Below are 19,855 nucleotides of genomic sequence, written 5' to 3' on the forward strand. Positions count from 1 at the left end.
GTCGTTGAGAAAAAAAGAAACGCACCAAAGATGGCGCCCGTACCTTCTGAGTCTGGTTGGAAACGAATCTTTCGTGGTTCTTGGCCGCTTTTTGCTGCCGCAATCGTTCTGGCTTTACTTAACGGTCTGACATTACTTACACGTGGTCAACCGTGGGGCATTACGTCAGCATTTACATTGTGGGGCTCTAAAATTGCAAGCGGCTTTGGCATGGATGTGGCTAGCTGGGGCTATTGGCAAGGGGCTAATGCAGCGGCTCTTGAAGCTTCTATCTTTGCAGATTCGACCACTGTATTGAATATCGGCATTATCATTGGCGCGTTTATCGCCTCTGCTGCGGGTGGCTTGTTTAAGTTTACTAAGATTACTGCAGGTAACTTTGCAGCGTCAGTCATCGGCGGATTGATGATCGGATATGGCGCCCGTCTCGCGTTCGGTTGTAATATCGGCGCTTACTTCGGTGGTATCGCCTCTTTTAGCTTACATGGTTATATCTGGGGCATACTAGCAATGGCAGGTACGTTCTTGGCACTGTATTTACGTCCTTTATTTGGCTTATCAGTACCAAAATCTAGCGACTCTGTTTGTTAATACAGGCCTTATGTTAATACAAATGTAGCACTTAAATAAAAAAAACAGCAGAATAATCTGCTGTTTTTTTATTGTCTATCACTTCCTTACCACTACTCATTATTATATAGCCAAAGAAATCTAAAACAGCTACAAGGCAGCCGACCGTAGATTGTACATATAGTACATCTAGGGAGGGTAACACCGTAGCGGTTTAGTAGTTCGCTGACTATAAAGCTGCTAACGACGGACGATGACTAGTGCCATCCGACCCGTTGCAGGTTGCTGCATATGAGTCTGACGGCGATACGAGTAATAGTGAGTATCAGCGTAACTACAGTCAACAGGTAAGTCATTCATGACTGTAGCACCAGCAGCTTCTAACTGCATGGCAGCAAGCTTCGGTAAATCCAACTTTATCTTGTCATCATAAGACGATATAGAAAATAGCGACACAAAGTTATCGATATGTGCCTGTGATAACGTCTGGTTAGCTATACACCCAGATAATAGTTTATCGCGAACGTCTGTATTTACTTCATAGTTTTCCTGACTGATACAAACGCCTATCCAAGCTTGTATAGGGCCTGAATCGGTAAAGCGATTAACAGTTTCTTGTATCACACCGCAGGCCAATCCTTGCCAGCCTGCATGAATCGCTGCGATTTTGCCACTGGTAGGTTGATATAACACGATAGGCACACAATCTGCCGTCATGATTGCCAGACCGCGACCATTTTGTTGACTGACCATCGCATCAGCAGACAGTGGCGCCATATTCAGTGTAGTAGCATCGACATCATGAATATGTTTACCATGAACCTGACTGACCCAATGTAAGCGATTAATAGCCTCATGCTGCTCATTTTGTGCAGACTTATCTGTCAGTTGCTCATTGATAGCAGCTAGTAGATTATTGATAGCAGCCAATAGATTCATGCGGTTATCTAATACTTGCAGTGCATTATCATTGACATGAAGACCTAAATTCAGCTCGCCGTAATTTGACTGACCCTCAAACCCTGTACGCTGATTTTTAGCAGCAGAATCATCAATATCATCATGCAAAAAAGCAGCCGTCTGAAAAACGGCCACATTATCAATTTGCGCAATCATTGTCATCGGGAACGTGTTCGTCATGGCTGCTCGCTCTCACCTCTCATCTAGTAAACGTTAGCGTTTACTCTTCATAATAACCGTCGCTTAGTACTGCCATCAGTTTTTGCATGTCTTCAGGTAGTGGCGTCGTTACTTCAATGTCCTCACCTGTCGTCGGATGCACAAACCCTAGCGTATAGGCGTGCAATGCTTGGCGCGGAAAATTATTGATAGCTTGGCGCTGAGCTTCTGTCAATCCAGAACGCAACTGACGACGACCACCATAGACACGGTCACCGACTAATGGATAAGTAATGTGACTTAGATGCACACGAATTTGATGCGTACGTCCCGTCTCAAGTCCAACATCTAGTAGACAGTAGTTTTCGTTCAATGGCGTGACATTTAATAGATGCGTTACTGCTTCGCGACCAGCGGTCATCACCGTCATTTTAGTACGCTGATTGCGATGTCGACCAATCGGCGCATCGATACGACGATGACGAGATAAGCTTGCTTGGTCCCCTGCTACGACACATTTATAGTGACGATAAACAGACTTGTCTTTTAGTTGTTCCATCAGTGCCATCTGAGCAGGTTTGGTTTTGCCAATCAATAGCAATCCAGAGGTGTCTTTATCAATACGGTGTACGAGACCTGCACGCGGTAAATGATGCTGCTGAGGATAATGATATAGCAATGCATTGACCAAGGTGCCGTTTTGATTACCCGCGCCTGGATGAACCACCATACCGACAGGTTTATTGATTACCAATACGTCATCATCTTCATAGACAACATCGATATCTATGTTTTCTGGTTGGTCTTCGCCATGCTGCTGTAACGTCGTTGATAGATGCAATACGTCATCTGCTTTGACACGGACTTTCGGTTTTTGAACACTGCCGTTATAAAGCAGACTGCCGTCAGTAATCCAGTTCTGAAGTTGTACACGCGAAAAGTCTGAAAACGCTTGTGATGCGACCTTATCAATACGCAGACCAGCTTGATCTTCTGTGACCACATGCGTCATATCTACAATCACTGGTACAGCTTGACCCGCTACTGGGGTTTCATCGCCGTCACCGTCCATGTCGCTGTCATCAATATCAATATCAATATCATTATCATCAATGTCGCTATCGTTCAGATCATTACCATCATCGATGAGCAACCCTTCATTATCAAGCGCATCATCATGCACTTGATCACTCATCATTGGTTGATTATCAGGTAGCTCATTATTGTTCAAAACATCATTTGGCATTGGTGACTCTTGTGCTGATGAATCAGTATCTAGCGATTGATTCGGTGATAAATTGGTAGTCATGGCATCATTATTCATAGCGGATTGATACATTGATACATGGCAAAGTCCCTGACAGTGTTTTGTGAGGTGACTTCGAAGATAGTATTATAAATAGCAGTATAAAAAATTGTCGTTTTTTTATTATGGTCTTTGCCTATAAATGGCAGATAACCACCTTTAAGGTACAAAAAAGCGAAGACTATACCGCTCTAGTGTATCATGTCGCACGCATAAGCCCTATAGAAGCTGCATGCTATCTGTTAATTTTTGAGCATGCTTTTAGGCTGTAAGACGTCTCGCTTAACTCTCTAGAACATGACATTGCTGTAATTTACTGTATATTTACTCATGCTAGCGACATTCGATATCGCTCGTGACAGCCGCTCATGTTAAACTGCCTATACAATATAGATGGCGAAAAAATAGACGTAGCAAATGTTATTCTATAAAGTATAGCCATGTTTTGCTGTATGCTATGGCACTGTATGCGAATGCCGTACTTAGATACAGTTTGAAAATAGCATTGGGTTTTGTTGACCGTGTTTGCCATTTAAACCGTTTGATTATGGTTGAATGCATGTGGTCTATGACTGGCTTACTATACAAGCGCTATGTATCAAACCCAATCTATCAGTACAATACGTCATAACAAAAACTGCATTCGATAAAAAATTTTTGCTGGTGGATCGCTGACTATTTAGCGTCGTTTTTTATCACTAACCTTTTATATAGCATGATAGCGCCGCTGCTATTATGCGTCTTGTGTCGGAGAAGAAGTATGCAAGCTGTTGGCAATACGTTTATCAAACTGTCCTCAATAACCCTACTGGCGCTTAGCGTCAATCTAGTGGGTTGCCAGACTTTCAAAAATCTAACTGGCGCCAAAGATGGTGAGGCAGTAGAAACAGCTGAAAAATCAGAGCAAGGGTATTATAACGAGGCCGTCAATCAGATTGACAAAGGTCACTATATCCAAGGTATCGAAGAGCTGACCAATCTGCGCACATTCTATCCAACCGGACAGTACGCCGAGCAAGCCTTGCTTGACATGATGTATGCACAATACGAAGGCGATAAGTATGAGATGGCGGCGGCAAGTGCTGAGCAGTTTATCCGTCTGTATCCATCTAACCCACAAGTCAGCTACGCCTATTATGTGCGCGGTGTGGCCAATATGGAAGGTTCATCTGAGAGCCTAAAGCTCTTTAAACTGAACCAAGCTGAGCGTGATACCGCGTATTTGCGTATTGCCTTTGCCAACTTCCAAGAGCTTATCAATAAATATCCAAACAGCCCATATGCACCAGATGCCGCTCAACGTATGACGTTTATCTATAATCAGTTTGCTGAGAGCGAAATGAGCGCCGCCAATTGGTATATCGAGCGTGAAGCTTATGTAGCAGCGGTTAACCGTGCCAAATGGGTATTCCAGTACTACCCGCTAAGCGAGTCAACCCCAGATGCTCTTGCGGTATTAGCTTATAGCCATGAAAAACTTGGTCTAACCGATTTGGCCAATGAGTACAAAACGCTGTTGCAGATCAACTACCCAGAAATGCTAACCAGCAACGGTAGTGTGAAATTAAGCACCAAACGTGACCGTACTTGGCTCAATAAGATTACCTTTGGCAAGCTTGGTCGTTCGAACACGACTGACAAATCAGTCGCATCTGGCGAGTATAACGGCGCCACCAAGACACAAATGATTCGTAATGCAGCCCAGTTGAGACTAGCAGGGACTAACACGACGCCCGCTAATACTCCAGTCGCCAATAATGCTGCTGCGCGTAATGGTATTAGCGTAGGCTTAGGTCTGCCTGAAGCGTCAGCTGAGCGTGTAACCAGTCAATCAAGTACTGGCTCAACTGCAAGAGAAGCCAACGTCGATCCACTAAATACCAATCCGACACGTCGCACTACGTTAAATGACGACAGTGTGAGTGATATGGATAATAATTGATTACCTTAAGTCTTTTAGCCTAGCTAACACAGTCTGTATTCATTGATAATAAGGTCAACATTATGTTGGCCTTATTTTTCTAGCAGTATCTTATTACCTCTGCCCCAATATAATCGACCTATGGTAAACTGTTTTTTGTATGAGCATTCCTAACCATATTCTTGAACAATTAAATAGCCAAGCTGACCTGATCAGCATCATTGGCAAACACACCACGCTCAAACGCGCTGGTAGTGAATATAAAGGCTGTTGCCCTTTTCACGGTGAAAAATCGCCTTCCTTTTATGTCAATCCACAAAAAAACATCTATCACTGCTTTGGCTGTAGCGTCGGTGGCAATGCCATCAGTTTTTTGCGTGATTATGAAAATTTGACATTTATTGAAGCGGTCAATGAACTATCAAAGCAAACAGGCATTGAAGTACCAAAAGAAGAACAGCAAAACGTTAGTTATCAACGTCGCGCACCCAAACCTATTGCACCGCCGCCTGTGCACAATGTGCCTAGCCCAACTGTAGAACATAGCAAAGTAAGCCAAGACGGTACAAATCAAGACAACCATCAAAATAATCGTCAAGACATTTATCAAGACAGTCATCAAAACAATGTCGTCCAAAATGACCAAAACTACATCGACCAGCCCATTTATGATGACAATCAGGGCTATGAGAATTTCCCGCCGTTAGAGGCGTATGATTCAGCGTCATATTCGATGGACTCCTATTCCTCAGAGCCGTATTCACCAAACCATTCAGCTGACAGTGGCTATCCGCCAGCATGGCTGACAGATACCGATACTAGCGCTGGTATGCAGGGCGCTCATGACATTGGCCAAAACGATGATAAAGATGGCAATCTATATGAGCTACTAGAGCAAATCCAACAATTCTATCAGCACAACCTAACCACGCATCCCCATGCCATGCAGTACTTTTTATCGCGTGGTATCACAGAAGACATCTTTGATACCTTTGGCCTTGGCTATGCGCCATTTGGGTGGCAACATCTTGAGCACCAGTTTCCTCAAGATATCGAAGGCCTAAAGGCATTAGGTCTGGTGCGGCAGTCAGAGTCTGGACGCGATTACGACCTATTACGGGATCGGGTTATTTTTCCGATTCGAGATAATCAAGGCCGTACGATTGGTTTTGGTGGTCGCGCGCTTGATGACGAGGTAAAGCCCAAATATATCAACTCCTCAGATTCGCCCGTTTTTCACAAGCAGCATGTGCTCTATGGCTATTATGAATCACGCCAGCAGCGTGCCAACGACTGGCTAGTGGTCGAAGGCTATATGGATGTCATCGCGCTTTATCAAGCGGGCATCTATGGGGCCATTGCCTCGATGGGCACCGCCATCAATGAGAGCCAAATCTCGCGACTACTCACCCTCAATCCGACGCTCACATTGAGTTTCGATGGTGATAGCGCCGGACAAAAAGCCGCTTGGCGTACACTTGAAGTTGCGCTGCCTGTATTGGCCGATGATAAAGAGTTGCGGTTTTTAACCCTGCCTAACAATCATGATCCTGATACTTTTATTAAGAGTCAGGGCAGCGATGCCATGCGTGAGCAAATCGCTAATGCCATGCCGCTATCACAGTATATTTTTGCATACTTGAGTGAGCGTTATGACATGAGTCTGGCTGAAGGCAAAGCCAAGCTTATGTCTCAAGTACGCTCGCTGACGACTGCGTTACCCAAAGGCAGTAGCTTTCGCTATTTGCTCAACAATGACGTTTATCAAAAGCTTGGCGGCAGACGCAGTCAGAATGTCGAGGCCAAAGATGCGCTGCTAGATTTTGATGGTGATATGACCATCAGTCAGCAATTGCAGCTGTGCTTTTTGTTTCAGCCGCGCGCGTTAATCGATGACCCTATTGAGTCGATTTGGCAACAGTCTGGGCTGACAAGATTACAGCTGCCTGCTCACATACAAAAAAAAGCGGCAAGCGATGCATTGCGCGCAATCGCATGGGAAGACTTGCAAGATGCGGCTTTATTAAATGTTGTCACAACGATTAAGCGGTGCATAAAGTATTTGCCCACCGATGCCAATGCAGCGGCACATTTTGTATTATCAAATTTGGATCAATCCCATCAAGTGACCCTAAGCAATAGCTGGGGCGGATTTTATCGGGCACTAACAGCAAGAAATGTATTGAGTCTCGACGACTTGATCGAGGAGCTTGTCAGCTCACTGCTTGAGCGTAATATAAAAAAGAAGATGCAAGAGCTGATAAAAAACCCTGATCATATCAAGCAAGCGATTGTACGTATGCAGGCCCAGCATTTGAGCAATTGGCTGCGCGCGCAGCATGCCGAACGCTCATCACAGATGGTCACTGTGCAGTCTTAATGTTTAATTTCAAATGTTGACCCTTTAAAAGTCTAGCAGCTGCCCCCACTACTAATGATTATGCCCAGTAGCATGAGTCGCTCCAAAATCATTTAGCTGATGGCAAATAATCAGTAAAAAATGGTCGGTAGCTATCACTAGCTCGTGCTTGACGACTGTGGTCTGTGTTAAACTGTGTCGCTGTATATTGACAGCACTGCTTGGTGAATGATTGTTAGCATGCATCGTTAAGCACAAATTTTAGGTATTATTTTTACGTATCAGCTTTTAGATACTATTTTTGAGTATTAAATTTTAAGTACTATATTTTTTTAGGTACTGTATTGAAGTCTTTTTAGCTTTTCTAATTTTTAGCTGTTTATCAGCATTGTTATTGTAGTGTTTTGAGCCTTTATTCATATCAACTCATTTTTGATATTATTGACAACCTCTACGCCATATTTTGATCAATCGATTGATAAGATCAACGCAAAGAGCGAGCGATAGCGAGTCACAATATAAAAATGTCCGATGCAAGTAAGCGAGTATTTATGAACGATAAGTCAGTTTCTAAGTCCACATCTCAACTGGCCACCTTAATCCAAATGGGCAAAGAGCAAGGGTATCTTACCTACGCTGAGGTGAATGACCAGCTGCCCGACTCTATTACCGAAAGCGATCAGATCGAAGACATTGTGCAAATGCTGACCGATGTCGGTATCAAAATCTTTGAATCAGCTCCTGATGCCGATGACATCTTGATGAACGATGATTCAAGTGATGATGATATGGCAGCAGATGAGGCAGCGGCAGTACTCGCCTCTGTTGAAACTGAGCCTGGTCGTACTACTGACCCTGTACGTATGTATATGCGTGAAATGGGTACGGTTGACCTACTAACTCGCGAAGGCGAGATTGCCATTGCTAAGCGTATCGAAGAAGGTATTCGTGATGTGCAGCATGCCATGTCTTACTGGCCTGGTACCGTACAGTTTGTCCTTGATGAATATCAAAAAGTCCAAGACGGCGAAAAAAAGCTATCTGACGTCATCACTGGTTTCTTAGACCCTGAGACCGAAGAAGACAAAATCGCAGCTCAAGAAGCAAAGGAAGCGGCGAAAGAAGAGCGTGAACGCATCAAAGAAGAAAAAGAAAACCCACCGGTTATCAAAGCTAAGGTCAATGCGAAAGCAGCCGCGCTTGATAATGACGACGAAGATGAAGATGACGTTGAAGACGAAGCTGAAGAAGAAACCAGCGGTCTTGATCCAGAAGAAGTTCGTTTACGCCTAGAAGAGATCGAGCATCTATTTATTAAAGCCAAGCAAGCATTGCTTGATTATGGCCGTGGTAGCGTACAGGCTGATACCGCGTATGCCCTACTTGCTGAACGCTTTATGATGTTGAAGCTAAACAACCGCTTGTCAGATCAAGTCATGGCTATCATGCATGACGTCTATGATGACGTGCGTAAGCAAGAGCGTCAGATCATGCGTTTGGTGATTCGCCGTGGTCGTATGCCGCGTGAAGAGTTCCGTAAGACCTTCCCTAGCAATGAAACCAACGTTGATTGGTTGATTGAACGTATCAAAGGTAAGCCTGCATTTGCTGGTACGCTAGAAAAAGTCACTGATGACGTCATTTTATTACAACGTCGTATCCGTGATTACGAGCAGCAGCTCGACATGAAAATTCACGATATGAAAGATGTAGCACGTCGTATGGCAGTTGGTGAAGCAAAAGCTCGCCGCGCGAAAAAAGAAATGGTTGAAGCTAACCTACGTCTGGTTATCTCTATCGCCAAAAAATATACCAACCGTGGCCTACAGTTCTTGGATCTTATTCAAGAAGGTAACATCGGTCTGATGAAAGCCGTTGATAAATTTGAATACCGCCGTGGTTATAAGTTCTCGACCTATGCTACTTGGTGGATTCGTCAGGCGATTACTCGCTCGATCGCTGACCAAGCGCGCACCATTCGTATTCCTGTGCATATGATTGAGACCATCAACAAGATAAACCGTGTCTCACGTCAATTGCTACAAGAAATGGGCCGCGAGCCAACACCTGAGGAATTAGGCGAACGCTTAGAGATGGACGAAGTTAAAGTCCGTAAAGTGCTGAAGATTGCCAAAGAGCCTATCTCTATGGAAACCCCTATCGGTGATGATGAAGATTCGCACCTAGGTGATTTCATCGAAGATGGTACGATCTCAAGCCCTGTCGATGATGCGACTGCTGCTGGTCTGCAAGAAGCGACTCGTGATGTACTCGGCAACCTGACTGAGCGTGAAGCGCGTGTCCTAAAAATGCGTTTCGGTATCGATATGCCAACCGATCATACTCTAGAAGAAGTCGGTAAACAGTTCGATGTAACGCGTGAGCGTATTCGTCAGATTGAGGCGAAAGCATTGCGTAAATTGCGTCATCCATCACGTTCTGAACACTTGCGCTCTTTCCTTGAAAATGACTAAATTTTCAGAAAAATATTGAGCCTAGCTAATAAGCTTTTGATAATCGTTAAAAATAAAAAAGCTGAGTATATCTCAGCTTTTTTTATGCCTGCTTTTTAATTCTAGAACTTATTAATCACAGCATTTGTCAATTACAAAGCTTATTAATTACAAAGCTCCTTAATTGCATAGCGTCCTAGTTATAAATCCCTTTAATCCAAGAGCTCCTCCTTCAAGATATACCCTTATTTTTCTTACTTCCTAATAACTTATTTCATTGAAAATTATCTAACTATAGATACAGACGCTCCTTCAAAAATCACTTTATAGTTGACACTATCAACCTTATTCTACATAGTTGCTTCTATCAACTATATCAAAGAGTTTTTATGTCTAACAATTCATTGAGCGAAACACTACATCAATTGATGCATACCTATACCAATCTACTGCTAGAAGGCATTCGTCAGCAAGGTGTCGAGTTGTCCGTGACTAATATCAGAACCTTAAAAGGTGTCTGCTATAACCCGAATAGCACTGCGCTATCAATCTCTAAACATATACAGCGAGACAAAGCGCAAATCACTCGTGCCTTAAATGACCTTTTAGCAGCTGAGCTAATCTTGAAGACAGATAACCCGCTTGATGGTCGCAGCCAATTACTACAGCTGACCTCTAAAGGCGAAGAAGTTATGACAAAGCTTGATGCAGCAGAAGAATGGACAAGACAGCAATTAACGAAAGATTTAAGTCTCGTAGAGCTTGCCTTATTTTTCCGTGTCAGTCGCACCATGATAGACAACGTTAGCACCAGCAAGCCTACCGATAAATAAGTAAGGACAGATCCGTATGAATAACACCATAAATCAGAAACCAGTACGCGAAATCATGACCGTTGCTCACAAGCAAATGATTACTCCGCACTACATCCGTATATACCTCACAGGCCAAGCAGATACTATTGCCAATATCGCGACCATGACAGTGGGCGCAAACAATAAAGTACTTATTCCTGTCGATAAAGCTCAGCCAATTGACCTAAATGACAATACTACATTCGTTGTTCGCACTTATACTCATCGCGGCGCCGATGTAGCAAAACAACAGATTTGGATTGATTTTGTCGCTCATGGTGACGAGGCACCCGCTTCAGGCTGGGCCACTCATGCTGAGGTTGGCGACGAGATTGGTATCTTAATGAAGCCTAAAACCAAAGCGCTTTGTCCTGATGCAGATAATTTTCTACTGATTGGCGATGCCACAGCGATACCAGTGCTCGGCTCGATATTAGAAAGCTTGCCTGCCAGTGCGACTGGTCAATGCATCATCGAAGTGCACGGTGCAGAAGATGAGCAAGAATTGCCGACAGCAGCCAATATCACCATGACATGGTTACATAACCCAGATCCAACGCAAGGCAGTCAATTAATCGACACAGTAAAATCTCTCGATTTGCCAACTGCAGAGCAGAGCCGTTTTGCTTATATCGCTAGCGAATTCTCATCTGTCAAAGCCCTTCGTCATTACCTAAAGGTCGAGCAACAGTGGTCTAAGGATGAGCTATATGCCTTTTCTTACTGGAAAGCAGGTGTTGCAGAAGACCAATCTGTAAGCGATCGACAGGCAGAAAAAAACACCGACTAATTAAACGCTCTTTATGATAGGAAAATAACGATGTCTCCAAATACTATGCCAGTAAATACCGAGACCCTGTTCATTGATGGTTCTAAAAGTGGTAGCGCTAAGAATGATGGCACTAAAAAAACACCGTTGCTCTACAAAGTGTTATTAATACTTGCCTTAATGACTGTCATAGGTGGTCTCTTAACAGGTGTGATGACCTATATGAATGTCGGATATTCCGATACATTTTTTATAGACTGGTCTAGAGCGCTACTTGCAGCGTATGCGATTATGCCGATTGGCTTCTTACTGATGGGTCTGGTCACAAAATTTATTAATCACAAGCTACCTAATACCAAAGCGTACAAACGCAATCTCATCACAGGTGTAGTGATGGCTTGCATAATGGAGTCTATGCTGGCCTTTAGTACTGCCTCAAAGACGATTGGTTTTGCTAATCAGACAGCATTTTTGAATGGCTGGTTAGAAGGATTTCTAGTTGCATTACCAGTAGGATTGACATTAATGGTCATCGTTTCTATGACTATTAAACCAAAAATTGAGGCATTTCTAAAAAGCTAAAATATCAAGACTATGTTTATTAGATTTTTTGGCACTCTGCCGCGACGCTAACCAGATTAATAAAAAAGTTTAATAAAATTTAAGAACATAAAGCATCAAGGACGTGTTGAATATTCAACACGCCCTTGTCATGTCAGAAGCTTTCTAATACTATTTTACTGCTGGTTTGGCAAAGAACTAACGTGTATTTAATAAGTCAGTCGTAACAACGTTTACTGTTAGATTCGATTTAAAACAATCTTTTTTTACCCGTCATATATTGTTACTATTCGACAATATTCCGATGACTAGACAGTACAACTGTCATAATTAATCTAGTTTTGGCTGTATACTCTACTGTTATAGAAACGTATAGTCATAATATAAACGCTAGTTATAAGCAGTATCCTACTAGTAGCCGTTTATTTGTATATGGTTGGCACATTGGCGGTAAATAGAATCTACACCGCTTTAGTGTTTATACTTATAATGAGTAAACTAAAAACCTAATGTTCCACTCTGACAGTTGTTGATTATTAACTAGGTATCGATATCACACATTTTATGAATACAGAAAACATAATATCTGCACTTAACAACCCCATGCGTCGCCAAATCATAAAGTGGTTGAAAGACAGATCAAACTTCCCAGCGTCATTACCAGAGCATGCTAATCTGGATGGTGTATGCGTCAGTTACATCCAAGAAAAAGCTGGATTGTCGCAATCAACCATTTCAAACTATATGGGTGTGTTAAAAAAAGCAGGATTGGTTACGTCCGAACGCCATGGACAATGGACGTTTTATCAGCGTCATGAAGCTAACATCGAAGCATTTCTCAATGAAGTTGAAAAAGAGCTGTTAAAGCTTTAAAAATTTCTCATAATCTTTAGAGTCACTTTGATCTAATCTAGAACATCTAGATATTTCAATATAACGATTAACTATCTCAATATCACACCATTTTCTAAATTATCATCCTCTTCTCTTCTAGCTATCTTGTCCCTTCTGATTATCTATTGCCTCCTAAAATATTTATCCATAATAGAATATAGTCTTCTAATCAGTTTTTAATTTGCATAAAAAAAGCCAAGGTACACTCAGCTTTTTTATCCTTATCAGTATAATACTATTAATACGTAGCTAAATTAATGCGCGCCTAAACTTTGCTCAGCATCTGGCTTATCATGCACACCGAAATTGTCTATCATCGCTTGGCTCGCCTCGTTCAAACCGATGAGCTCTACTTCAGTGCCTTCACGGCGAAATTTAATGATGACTTTATCTATGGCGGCGACTGCTGTCACGTCCCAAAAATGCGCGCGCGACACGTCAATGACTACTTTAGAGACAGACTCTTTAATATCAAAGGAATCAATCATACGCTCTGCTGATGAAAAAAACACTTGTCCGTCCACTCGATAATAACGCGTTTGCGCTGCTTCATTCATGTGACTATGCACACTCATATAGCGCTCAATCTTATTGGCAAAGAACAATGCTGACAGCAGCACGCCAATCAATACGCCATAAGCCAAGTTATGCGTTGCGACCACCACAGCAACGGTCGTAATCATGACCACATTACTTTGCAGCGGCTTGGTTTTTAGCTCTTTAAATGAACCCCAGTTAAAAGTACCGATAGACACCATAATCATTACAGCGACCAATGCGGCCATTGGAATAATCTTTAGCCAATCGCTTAAAAACACCACCATCAATAATAAAAATACTCCTGCCACTAAAGTAGAAAGACGTGTATAACCGCCTGATTTGACGTTGATGATAGACTGCCCAATCATCGCACAGCCTGCCATACCGCCAAAAAAACTGCTAATAACATTGGCAATACCTTGACCTTTGCACTCTTGCGTACGGTCGCCTTTGGTATCAGTTAAATCATCTACGATAGTCATGGTCATCATAGACTCAAGTAAGCCCACTATCGCCAGACTGATAGAGTACGGGAAAATAATAATCAATGTATCTAAGTTCAACGGGATATCAGGTATCAAAAACATCGGCAAGGTATCAGGCAGTTGGCCCATATCATTGATGGTTCGAGCCTCTGCACCTAATAAGATGGCTATAGCCGTGACCAGTACAATACTGACCAATGGCGATGGAATCACTTTACCAATCTTTGGAATATATGGATAGCCATAGATAATGACTAGACCTAGGGCCACAAGACCGTATACGTGTACTAGGTTTGAACCTGCCTGCGGCATCAGCTCAGGAATCTGCGACATAAAAATCAAAATAGCCAAGGCATTGATAAAGCCGAGCACTACGGATTGAGACACATACTTCATCAGATTTCCTAGCTTTAAGAAGCCAAAGATAATCTGTATAACACCTGTCAGCACACTGGCTGCTAACAAATACTGCAAGCCATAATCTTTGACCAGTGTCACCATTAGTAACGCCATCGCACCAGTCGCCGCCGAAATCATCGCTGGACGACCGCCAACAAACGAAATCACTACCGCGATACAAAACGAGGCATAAAGCCCTACTTGGGGATCGACACCGGCAATGATAGAAAACGCAATCGCTTCAGGGATAAGCGCCAAAGCGACGACCATGCCAGCCAAGACATCGCCTCTCACATTGGATAGCCAATGCTCTTTAATTGTATTTAACATATTTAACTCAGTTTTGGAGAACTGCTTTAGTCTGTCAATAAACGAAGTATCTAATCACTATTTAGAAAGCATCTATTTGGAAAGTATCTAAAAAGTAGTTAAAAATCAGCTCACATGAAAAGTTTGACGCATCTCGATCTAGGTACATCTTTATCTAGATACTTTGCCCATTGCTTATCAAATGACAAATATAAAAATGTGAACGTTCATAGTTAGCGAGTGATCGTCATAACGTACTTTTAGTGGGGTAATCTTTACGATCCATTAGATATATCGAATAGTGATACAAACGTTAAAGCAGTGCATGCGCACAAGAAAAAGCGTCAGACGCTTTATGAGAGTAATTGCTATAGGAAGCAATCATTACTGAGGAGGGGTACAGCTAGGGTGGCGTATTCATCTCTGTGGTGACAGCTTTTATAGAGTTAAGAAGTGATATTTGGCGTCATTTTAACATACATAAAGTAGATTAATAAAAACATCTCCCTTTTGGCGAGGATTCAACTCCTTTAGCTATCCCAATTACCGAGCTTAAGTAATCACCTTACTCTTTTGTTTGAATAAATTTATAGCCTTTTGGGCTTTACAAATTTCGTTTCTATATTAGAATCACACGAGACATTTAATAGTGTCTACATGTACCCCATCGCTAGGAAACTGACATGATTGTCCGGCAAACACCCAATGCCCTTAAGATATTTTTCACTCTGCGTGGATCAATCATTCCAAAAATCTATCCGCAAATTTTGCTGATTACTATTCTTAGTACGCTCATCACGATTATTCAGCACTGGATGCCTGACTCGTTTCCTTATTATGGTATGGCAACGTTTACCTTGCTCGGAATCGCCTTATCATTGTTTCTTGGGTTTCGAAACAATGCCAGTTATCAGCGTTGGTGGGAAGCGCGCGGACTGTGGGGTCAGCTGGTATATGATTCTCGTAGCTTAACGCGCCAAGTGCTGTCTTTTATAGATGATGACGATGCGACTGGTATAGAATATGGCGAGGATGACAATGCGACTGCACACGATACTCAGCGAACGATGGTATATCTGACCATTGCTTTTGCCCATGCTGTGCGCCACCGATTGCGCGGTACGCCACCTTGGGCGGATATCGAGCCTCTTGTTGCAGCGATATACCATGACCGTATGCGCCAAGCGAAAAACGTACCTGATTATATAATGCGCCTAATGGGTAAGCAGCTTGGCGATATTCGGCGTCAAGGACTGGTATCGGAGCAAGTCATACAAAATATGGACGAGCGCCTGACCTCTATGACAATTGTACTGGCAGCGTGCGAACGTATTCATAACACTCCACTGCCCTTTGCTTATATGCTACTGGTACATCGCACCACCTATCTATACTGTATTATGTTGCCCTTTGGTCTAGTAGCTTCACTTGGTTGGGCGACCCCGTTGATTTGTGCGGTGATTGCTTATACCTTTTTTGGTTTGGATGCGCTTAGTGAAGAGTTAGAAGAGCCTTTTGGCTTGGCGGCTAACCAACTACCTTTGACTGCCTTGTCACGCACTATAGAGATTAATTTACGAGAAGCATTGGGAGAGACGGATATTCCGCCTGATATCACTCCTATCAATGGTTATTTGCAATAGCTTCCATTAATAGTTTTAATAAAAGCCACTTAGCTTACTACTTCAAGATGGAACGGACTAAATACAGACTTCACTTGAATAATCGTCCATAGACCACTATAAACAGTGCATATATTCTCTGCCTAATATAACCAGTCCACTATAAAAGTATGACAGCGTTAACCTCGCTTGAAGTATCACAGTTACATCTACACTCGGTTGCCTTGTACTACTTTTAAATTGAATCGACTATAGCTTGACTGATTTAAGTGCCACTAATGTCTACACTGATCCTGTCTCAGATTTTTGCGTTATGCTTTTGGCATGATTTGAGCAGATGTTTAACTAACTGAATGTCTATAGCAGCGATTACTTAATTATTTACCTATTTTTTTATTTATCTATATAAGCGAGGCTCATATCATGAGTGATGATTCAAAAGACAACAACGACAACAGCCCAAATAACCCAACCAGCAATCAGCCATCAGTTAAAGTCACTGACCTGACGCCAAATAAAGGCGCATTGGTAGGCAAAAAGACTGATATTCAAAACCCAGAGCTTTGGGAGTTCCCGATGAACTACCCACTGAGCATCATCGGTCATGAAGGCGAGCGTGAGAGTTTGCTTAATGAAGTGAAGCTAATTTTGGGTAGCCAATTCCCTGATTTTGATTTGGCGTCTATCGAAGTTAAGCCGTCTAAAACGGGTCGTTTTCACTCAGCACGGGTCAATTTGTACCTCACCGCTGCTGAGCAAGTGAATGCGCTTTATGCCTCACTTGATAATGCAAAAACGGTTCGTATTGTTTTATAAGTCGCATAAAAAACTTTCACGCCTTTTTAGTCCAAATCGTCACTCGCTAGTAATAAGTTATGGGTGGCGATTTTTTGTGGTTTGATGTACAATCTGCGCCCGCATTATTGCCGCTATGACTCCCATTATCAGTCGACAATAACCGAGAGAATGAAAAGTAAATCTCACGATATTTTTACAAAAAATTTATTATTGACCGCATTTGCGTCTAACCCTTATCCCATCGTCCTTTGCCAAAATTTGGACTGCCTACAACCTTGTAGCAACATAGTTTTATTCTAAAATCAATATAGTATTTTCAAAATTTTCCCGCTATATTGTGCCTACCAATTAACAAACACGCTATATGTAGTACTCAGTGATTTTAACCGTCACTATGAGTAGTGGTAGCTTTTTGTCCAAAAAAACCAGCTAGCACAACCCCGCATAATAGCGTTATAAAGAATGTCTGCCGCCCACTCGGCGCGCAGCATCACAATAAGCAATCAAAATAGAGGCCAGCATGACACATATTGACAAAATCCAAGTAACCAAACGTGATGGACGTTTAGAGCCTATTGATTTAGACAAAATTCACAAGGTAATAGCGTGGGCAGCGCACGGCTTGGACAACGTGTCTGTGTCTCAAGTTGAGCTAAAGTCGCACATCCAGTTTTATGAAGGTATCAAGACTCGTGACATTCACGAAACCATCATCAAATCTGCCGCCGACCTAATCTCTGAAACTACGCCTGATTACCAATATCTGGCTGCGCGCTTGGCCATCTTCCACTTACGTAAGATTGCTTATAACAAATTCACCCCGCCGCACCTATATGATCATGTCAAAACGCTAACAGACGCTGGCAAATACGATCAGCACATCCTAGCGGACTATAGCCGTGCTGAATTTGATGAATTAGAAGAGTATCTGGATCACTGGCGCGATATGAACCTTGCTTATGCTGCTGTTGAGCAAATGGCCGGTAAATATCTAGTACAGGATCGCGTGAGCAAGACGGTCTATGAGAGCCCGCAGTTCTTGTACATGCTGGTTGGTATGTGTTTGTTTAGCCAATACGACAAGTCAGATCGTCTTGATTTCGTCAAACGCTTCTATGATGCAACTTCAGAATTCAAAATCTCACTACCGACGCCGATCATGTCAGGTGTGCGTACGCCATCGCGCCAGTTTAGCTCGTGCGTATTGATCGAATGTGGTGATAGCCTAGACTCTATCAACGCGACCACCAGCGCCATCGTACGCTATGTGTCACAGCGTGCTGGTATCGGCATTAACGCAGGTCGTATCCGCGCCCTTGGTAGCCCTATCCGTGGCGGTGAAGCACAGCATACTGGCTGTATCCCGTTCTACAAATTGTTTCAGACGGCTGTTAAATGCTGCTCGCAAGGTGGCGTCCGTGGCGGTGCAGCGACTCTATTTTACCCACTATGGCATTTAGAAGTTGAGTCATTGCTGGTACTGAAAAACAACCGCGGCGTCGAAGACAACCGTGTCCGTCATATGGACTACGGCGTACAGTTAAACAAAACGATGTACACGCGCTTAATCAAAGGCCAAGACATCTCGCTATTCTCACCAGGTGACACGCCAGGCTTGTATGATGCGTTCTTTGAAGATCAAGACAAATTCGAAGAGTTATATACCAAATACGAAAATGATCCTAACGTACGTAGCCGTCAGATCCCAGCAGCAGATTTGTTCAGTCTAATGATGCAAGAGCGCGCCAGCACAGGTCGTATCTATATCCAAAACGTCGATCATTGCAACACGCATAGCCCATTTGACGCGACGGTTGCCCCGATTCGCCAGTCAAACCTATGTATGGAAATCGCACTACCAACCAAGCCACTTGATAACATCAATGACGAAGAAGGCGAAATCGCCCTTTGTACGCTATCAGCGGTCAACTTGGGTAAAGTCGAAAACGTCAGCGACATCGAAGAGCCAGCCGAGCTAATCGTCCGTGCGCTTGATGCCTTGCTCGACTATCAAGACTATCCAGTAAAAGCGGCTCAAAATGGCAGCATGCGTCGACGTACGCTCGGTGTTGGCGTAATCAACTACGCTTACTACTTAGCCAAGAATGGCGCACGCTACTCTGACGATAGCGCGCTTGGTCTGACCCATCAGACGTTTGAAGCATTGCAGTTCTATCTCTTGAAAGCATCAAACAAATTAGCCAAAGAGCAAGGCGCGTGCCCTGCGTTCAATGAGACCACATACTCGCAAGGTATCTTGCCAATTGATACGTACAAAGCCGACTTGGATAAAATCTGCCAAGAGCCGCTACATCTAGATTGGGAAACGCTACGCGGCGAGATCACCGAGCACGGTCTACGCAACTCTACCCTAACCGCCTTGATGCCGTCTGAGACCTCTAGTCAGATTGCCAACGCGACCAACGGTATTGAGCCACCACGTGGTCTGGTCTCTATCAAAGCGTCAAAAGATGGCATCTTAAAGCAAGTCGTGCCTGAGATTGATAAGCTAAAAGATCAGTACGAGCTACTATGGCAAATGCCAAACAATGACGGTTACCTAAAGCTGGTCGCTATCATGCAGAAGTTCGTCGATCAAAGTATCTCTGCCAACACCAACTACGATCCTGTTCGTTATGCTGGTGGCCGTGTACCGATGAAGATATTGCTAAAAGACTTGCTAAACGCTTATAAGATGGGTGTGAAGACGTTGTACTACCATAACACTCGTGATGGTGCGAATGATGCCCAAGCGGATATGGAAGATGATTGTGCTGGCGGTGCGTGTAAGATTTAGGTTGAAAAAAGAAGCTCTTTAAATAGAATTTCTGATAGATGGCGGGTTTGGCTTTTGGGTTAAATCCGCTACTTACCTATATTAAGCTATGAAAAAGGT

Annotated in this window: 14 protein-coding genes; 11 read left to right on the top strand and 3 right to left on the bottom strand. The window is 43.1% G+C overall.

The genetic code is table 11. The features are described from left to right. The coding region (locus tag CXF60_RS01130) for a YeeE/YedE thiosulfate transporter family protein (RefSeq protein WP_180958058.1) at positions 1-591 on the top strand (591 nt) is incomplete at its 5' end. A gap of 219 nt (positions 592-810) precedes the next feature. On the opposite strand, the gene CXF60_RS01135 is transcribed toward CXF60_RS01130, so the two are convergent. After that, positions 811-1,710, bottom strand: coding sequence for a purine nucleoside phosphorylase YfiH/LACC1 family protein (locus CXF60_RS01135; protein WP_102090436.1), 900 nt, complete (start codon positions 1,708-1,710; stop codon positions 811-813). Positions 1,711-1,750: 40 nt separating this feature from the next. Then, complete coding sequence (locus CXF60_RS01140; RefSeq protein ID WP_416376858.1) at positions 1,751-2,818, bottom strand: RluA family pseudouridine synthase; 1,068 nt, start codon at positions 2,816-2,818, stop codon at positions 1,751-1,753. Positions 2,819-3,755: 937 nt separating this feature from the next. Here CXF60_RS01140 and CXF60_RS01145 point away from each other — a divergent pair. The 7 genes from CXF60_RS01145 to CXF60_RS01175 all read left to right on the top strand — a co-directional run bounded on the left by CXF60_RS01145 (position 3,756) and on the right by CXF60_RS01175 (position 12,785). Then, positions 3,756-4,937, top strand: a complete 1,182-nt coding sequence (locus tag CXF60_RS01145; RefSeq protein WP_057759574.1) for an outer membrane protein assembly factor BamD — start codon at positions 3,756-3,758, stop codon at positions 4,935-4,937. Between the two features lie 139 nt (positions 4,938-5,076). After that, the gene (locus CXF60_RS01150) at positions 5,077-7,296 is read left to right on the top strand and encodes a DNA primase (RefSeq protein WP_102090437.1); all 2,220 of its coding nucleotides are present in this window, start codon (positions 5,077-5,079) and stop codon (positions 7,294-7,296) included. Between the two features lie 530 nt (positions 7,297-7,826). Then, on the top strand, positions 7,827-9,749 hold the full coding sequence (gene rpoD, locus CXF60_RS01155) for an RNA polymerase sigma factor RpoD (RefSeq protein ID WP_101204784.1): 1,923 nt from the start codon (positions 7,827-7,829) through the stop codon (positions 9,747-9,749). 368 nt (positions 9,750-10,117) lie between these two features. Beyond that, a complete protein-coding gene (locus CXF60_RS01160; RefSeq protein ID WP_102090438.1) occupies positions 10,118-10,561 on the top strand; it encodes a MarR family winged helix-turn-helix transcriptional regulator in 444 nt (147 codons plus the stop codon). Between the two features lie 16 nt (positions 10,562-10,577). Continuing rightward, the gene (locus CXF60_RS01165) at positions 10,578-11,372 is read left to right on the top strand and encodes a siderophore-interacting protein (RefSeq protein WP_102090439.1); all 795 of its coding nucleotides are present in this window, start codon (positions 10,578-10,580) and stop codon (positions 11,370-11,372) included. Between the two features lie 30 nt (positions 11,373-11,402). Beyond that, complete coding sequence (locus tag CXF60_RS01170; protein WP_219621812.1) at positions 11,403-11,933, top strand: DUF2798 domain-containing protein; 531 nt, start codon at positions 11,403-11,405, stop codon at positions 11,931-11,933. 543 nt (positions 11,934-12,476) lie between these two features. Beyond that, on the top strand, positions 12,477-12,785 hold the full coding sequence (locus CXF60_RS01175; protein ID WP_101204781.1) for an ArsR/SmtB family transcription factor: 309 nt from the start codon (positions 12,477-12,479) through the stop codon (positions 12,783-12,785). Between the two features lie 275 nt (positions 12,786-13,060). On the opposite strand, the gene CXF60_RS01180 is transcribed toward CXF60_RS01175, so the two are convergent. Then, on the bottom strand, positions 13,061-14,560 hold the full coding sequence (locus CXF60_RS01180) for a SulP family inorganic anion transporter (RefSeq protein ID WP_102090440.1): 1,500 nt from the start codon (positions 14,558-14,560) through the stop codon (positions 13,061-13,063). A 662-nt stretch (positions 14,561-15,222) separates the two neighbouring features. On the opposite strand from CXF60_RS01180, the gene CXF60_RS01185 reads away from it, so the two are divergent. The 3 genes from CXF60_RS01185 to nrdA all read left to right on the top strand — a co-directional run bounded on the left by CXF60_RS01185 (position 15,223) and on the right by nrdA (position 19,756). Continuing rightward, positions 15,223-16,182, top strand: a complete 960-nt coding sequence (locus CXF60_RS01185; protein WP_102090441.1) for a bestrophin family protein — start codon at positions 15,223-15,225, stop codon at positions 16,180-16,182. 504 nt (positions 16,183-16,686) lie between these two features. Beyond that, complete coding sequence (locus CXF60_RS01190; RefSeq protein ID WP_057762424.1) at positions 16,687-16,977, top strand: YbeD family protein; 291 nt, start codon at positions 16,687-16,689, stop codon at positions 16,975-16,977. A gap of 502 nt (positions 16,978-17,479) precedes the next feature. Beyond that, positions 17,480-19,756 (top strand): class 1a ribonucleoside-diphosphate reductase subunit alpha, encoded by a 2,277-nt coding sequence (nrdA, locus tag CXF60_RS01195; protein ID WP_102090443.1) that lies wholly within the window; start codon positions 17,480-17,482, stop codon positions 19,754-19,756. The last annotated feature ends 99 nt before the right edge of the window (positions 19,757-19,855 follow it).

It is taken from the genome of Psychrobacter sp. 4Bb (genome assembly GCF_002836735.1).
Taxonomy (GTDB): domain Bacteria; phylum Pseudomonadota; class Gammaproteobacteria; order Pseudomonadales; family Moraxellaceae; genus Psychrobacter.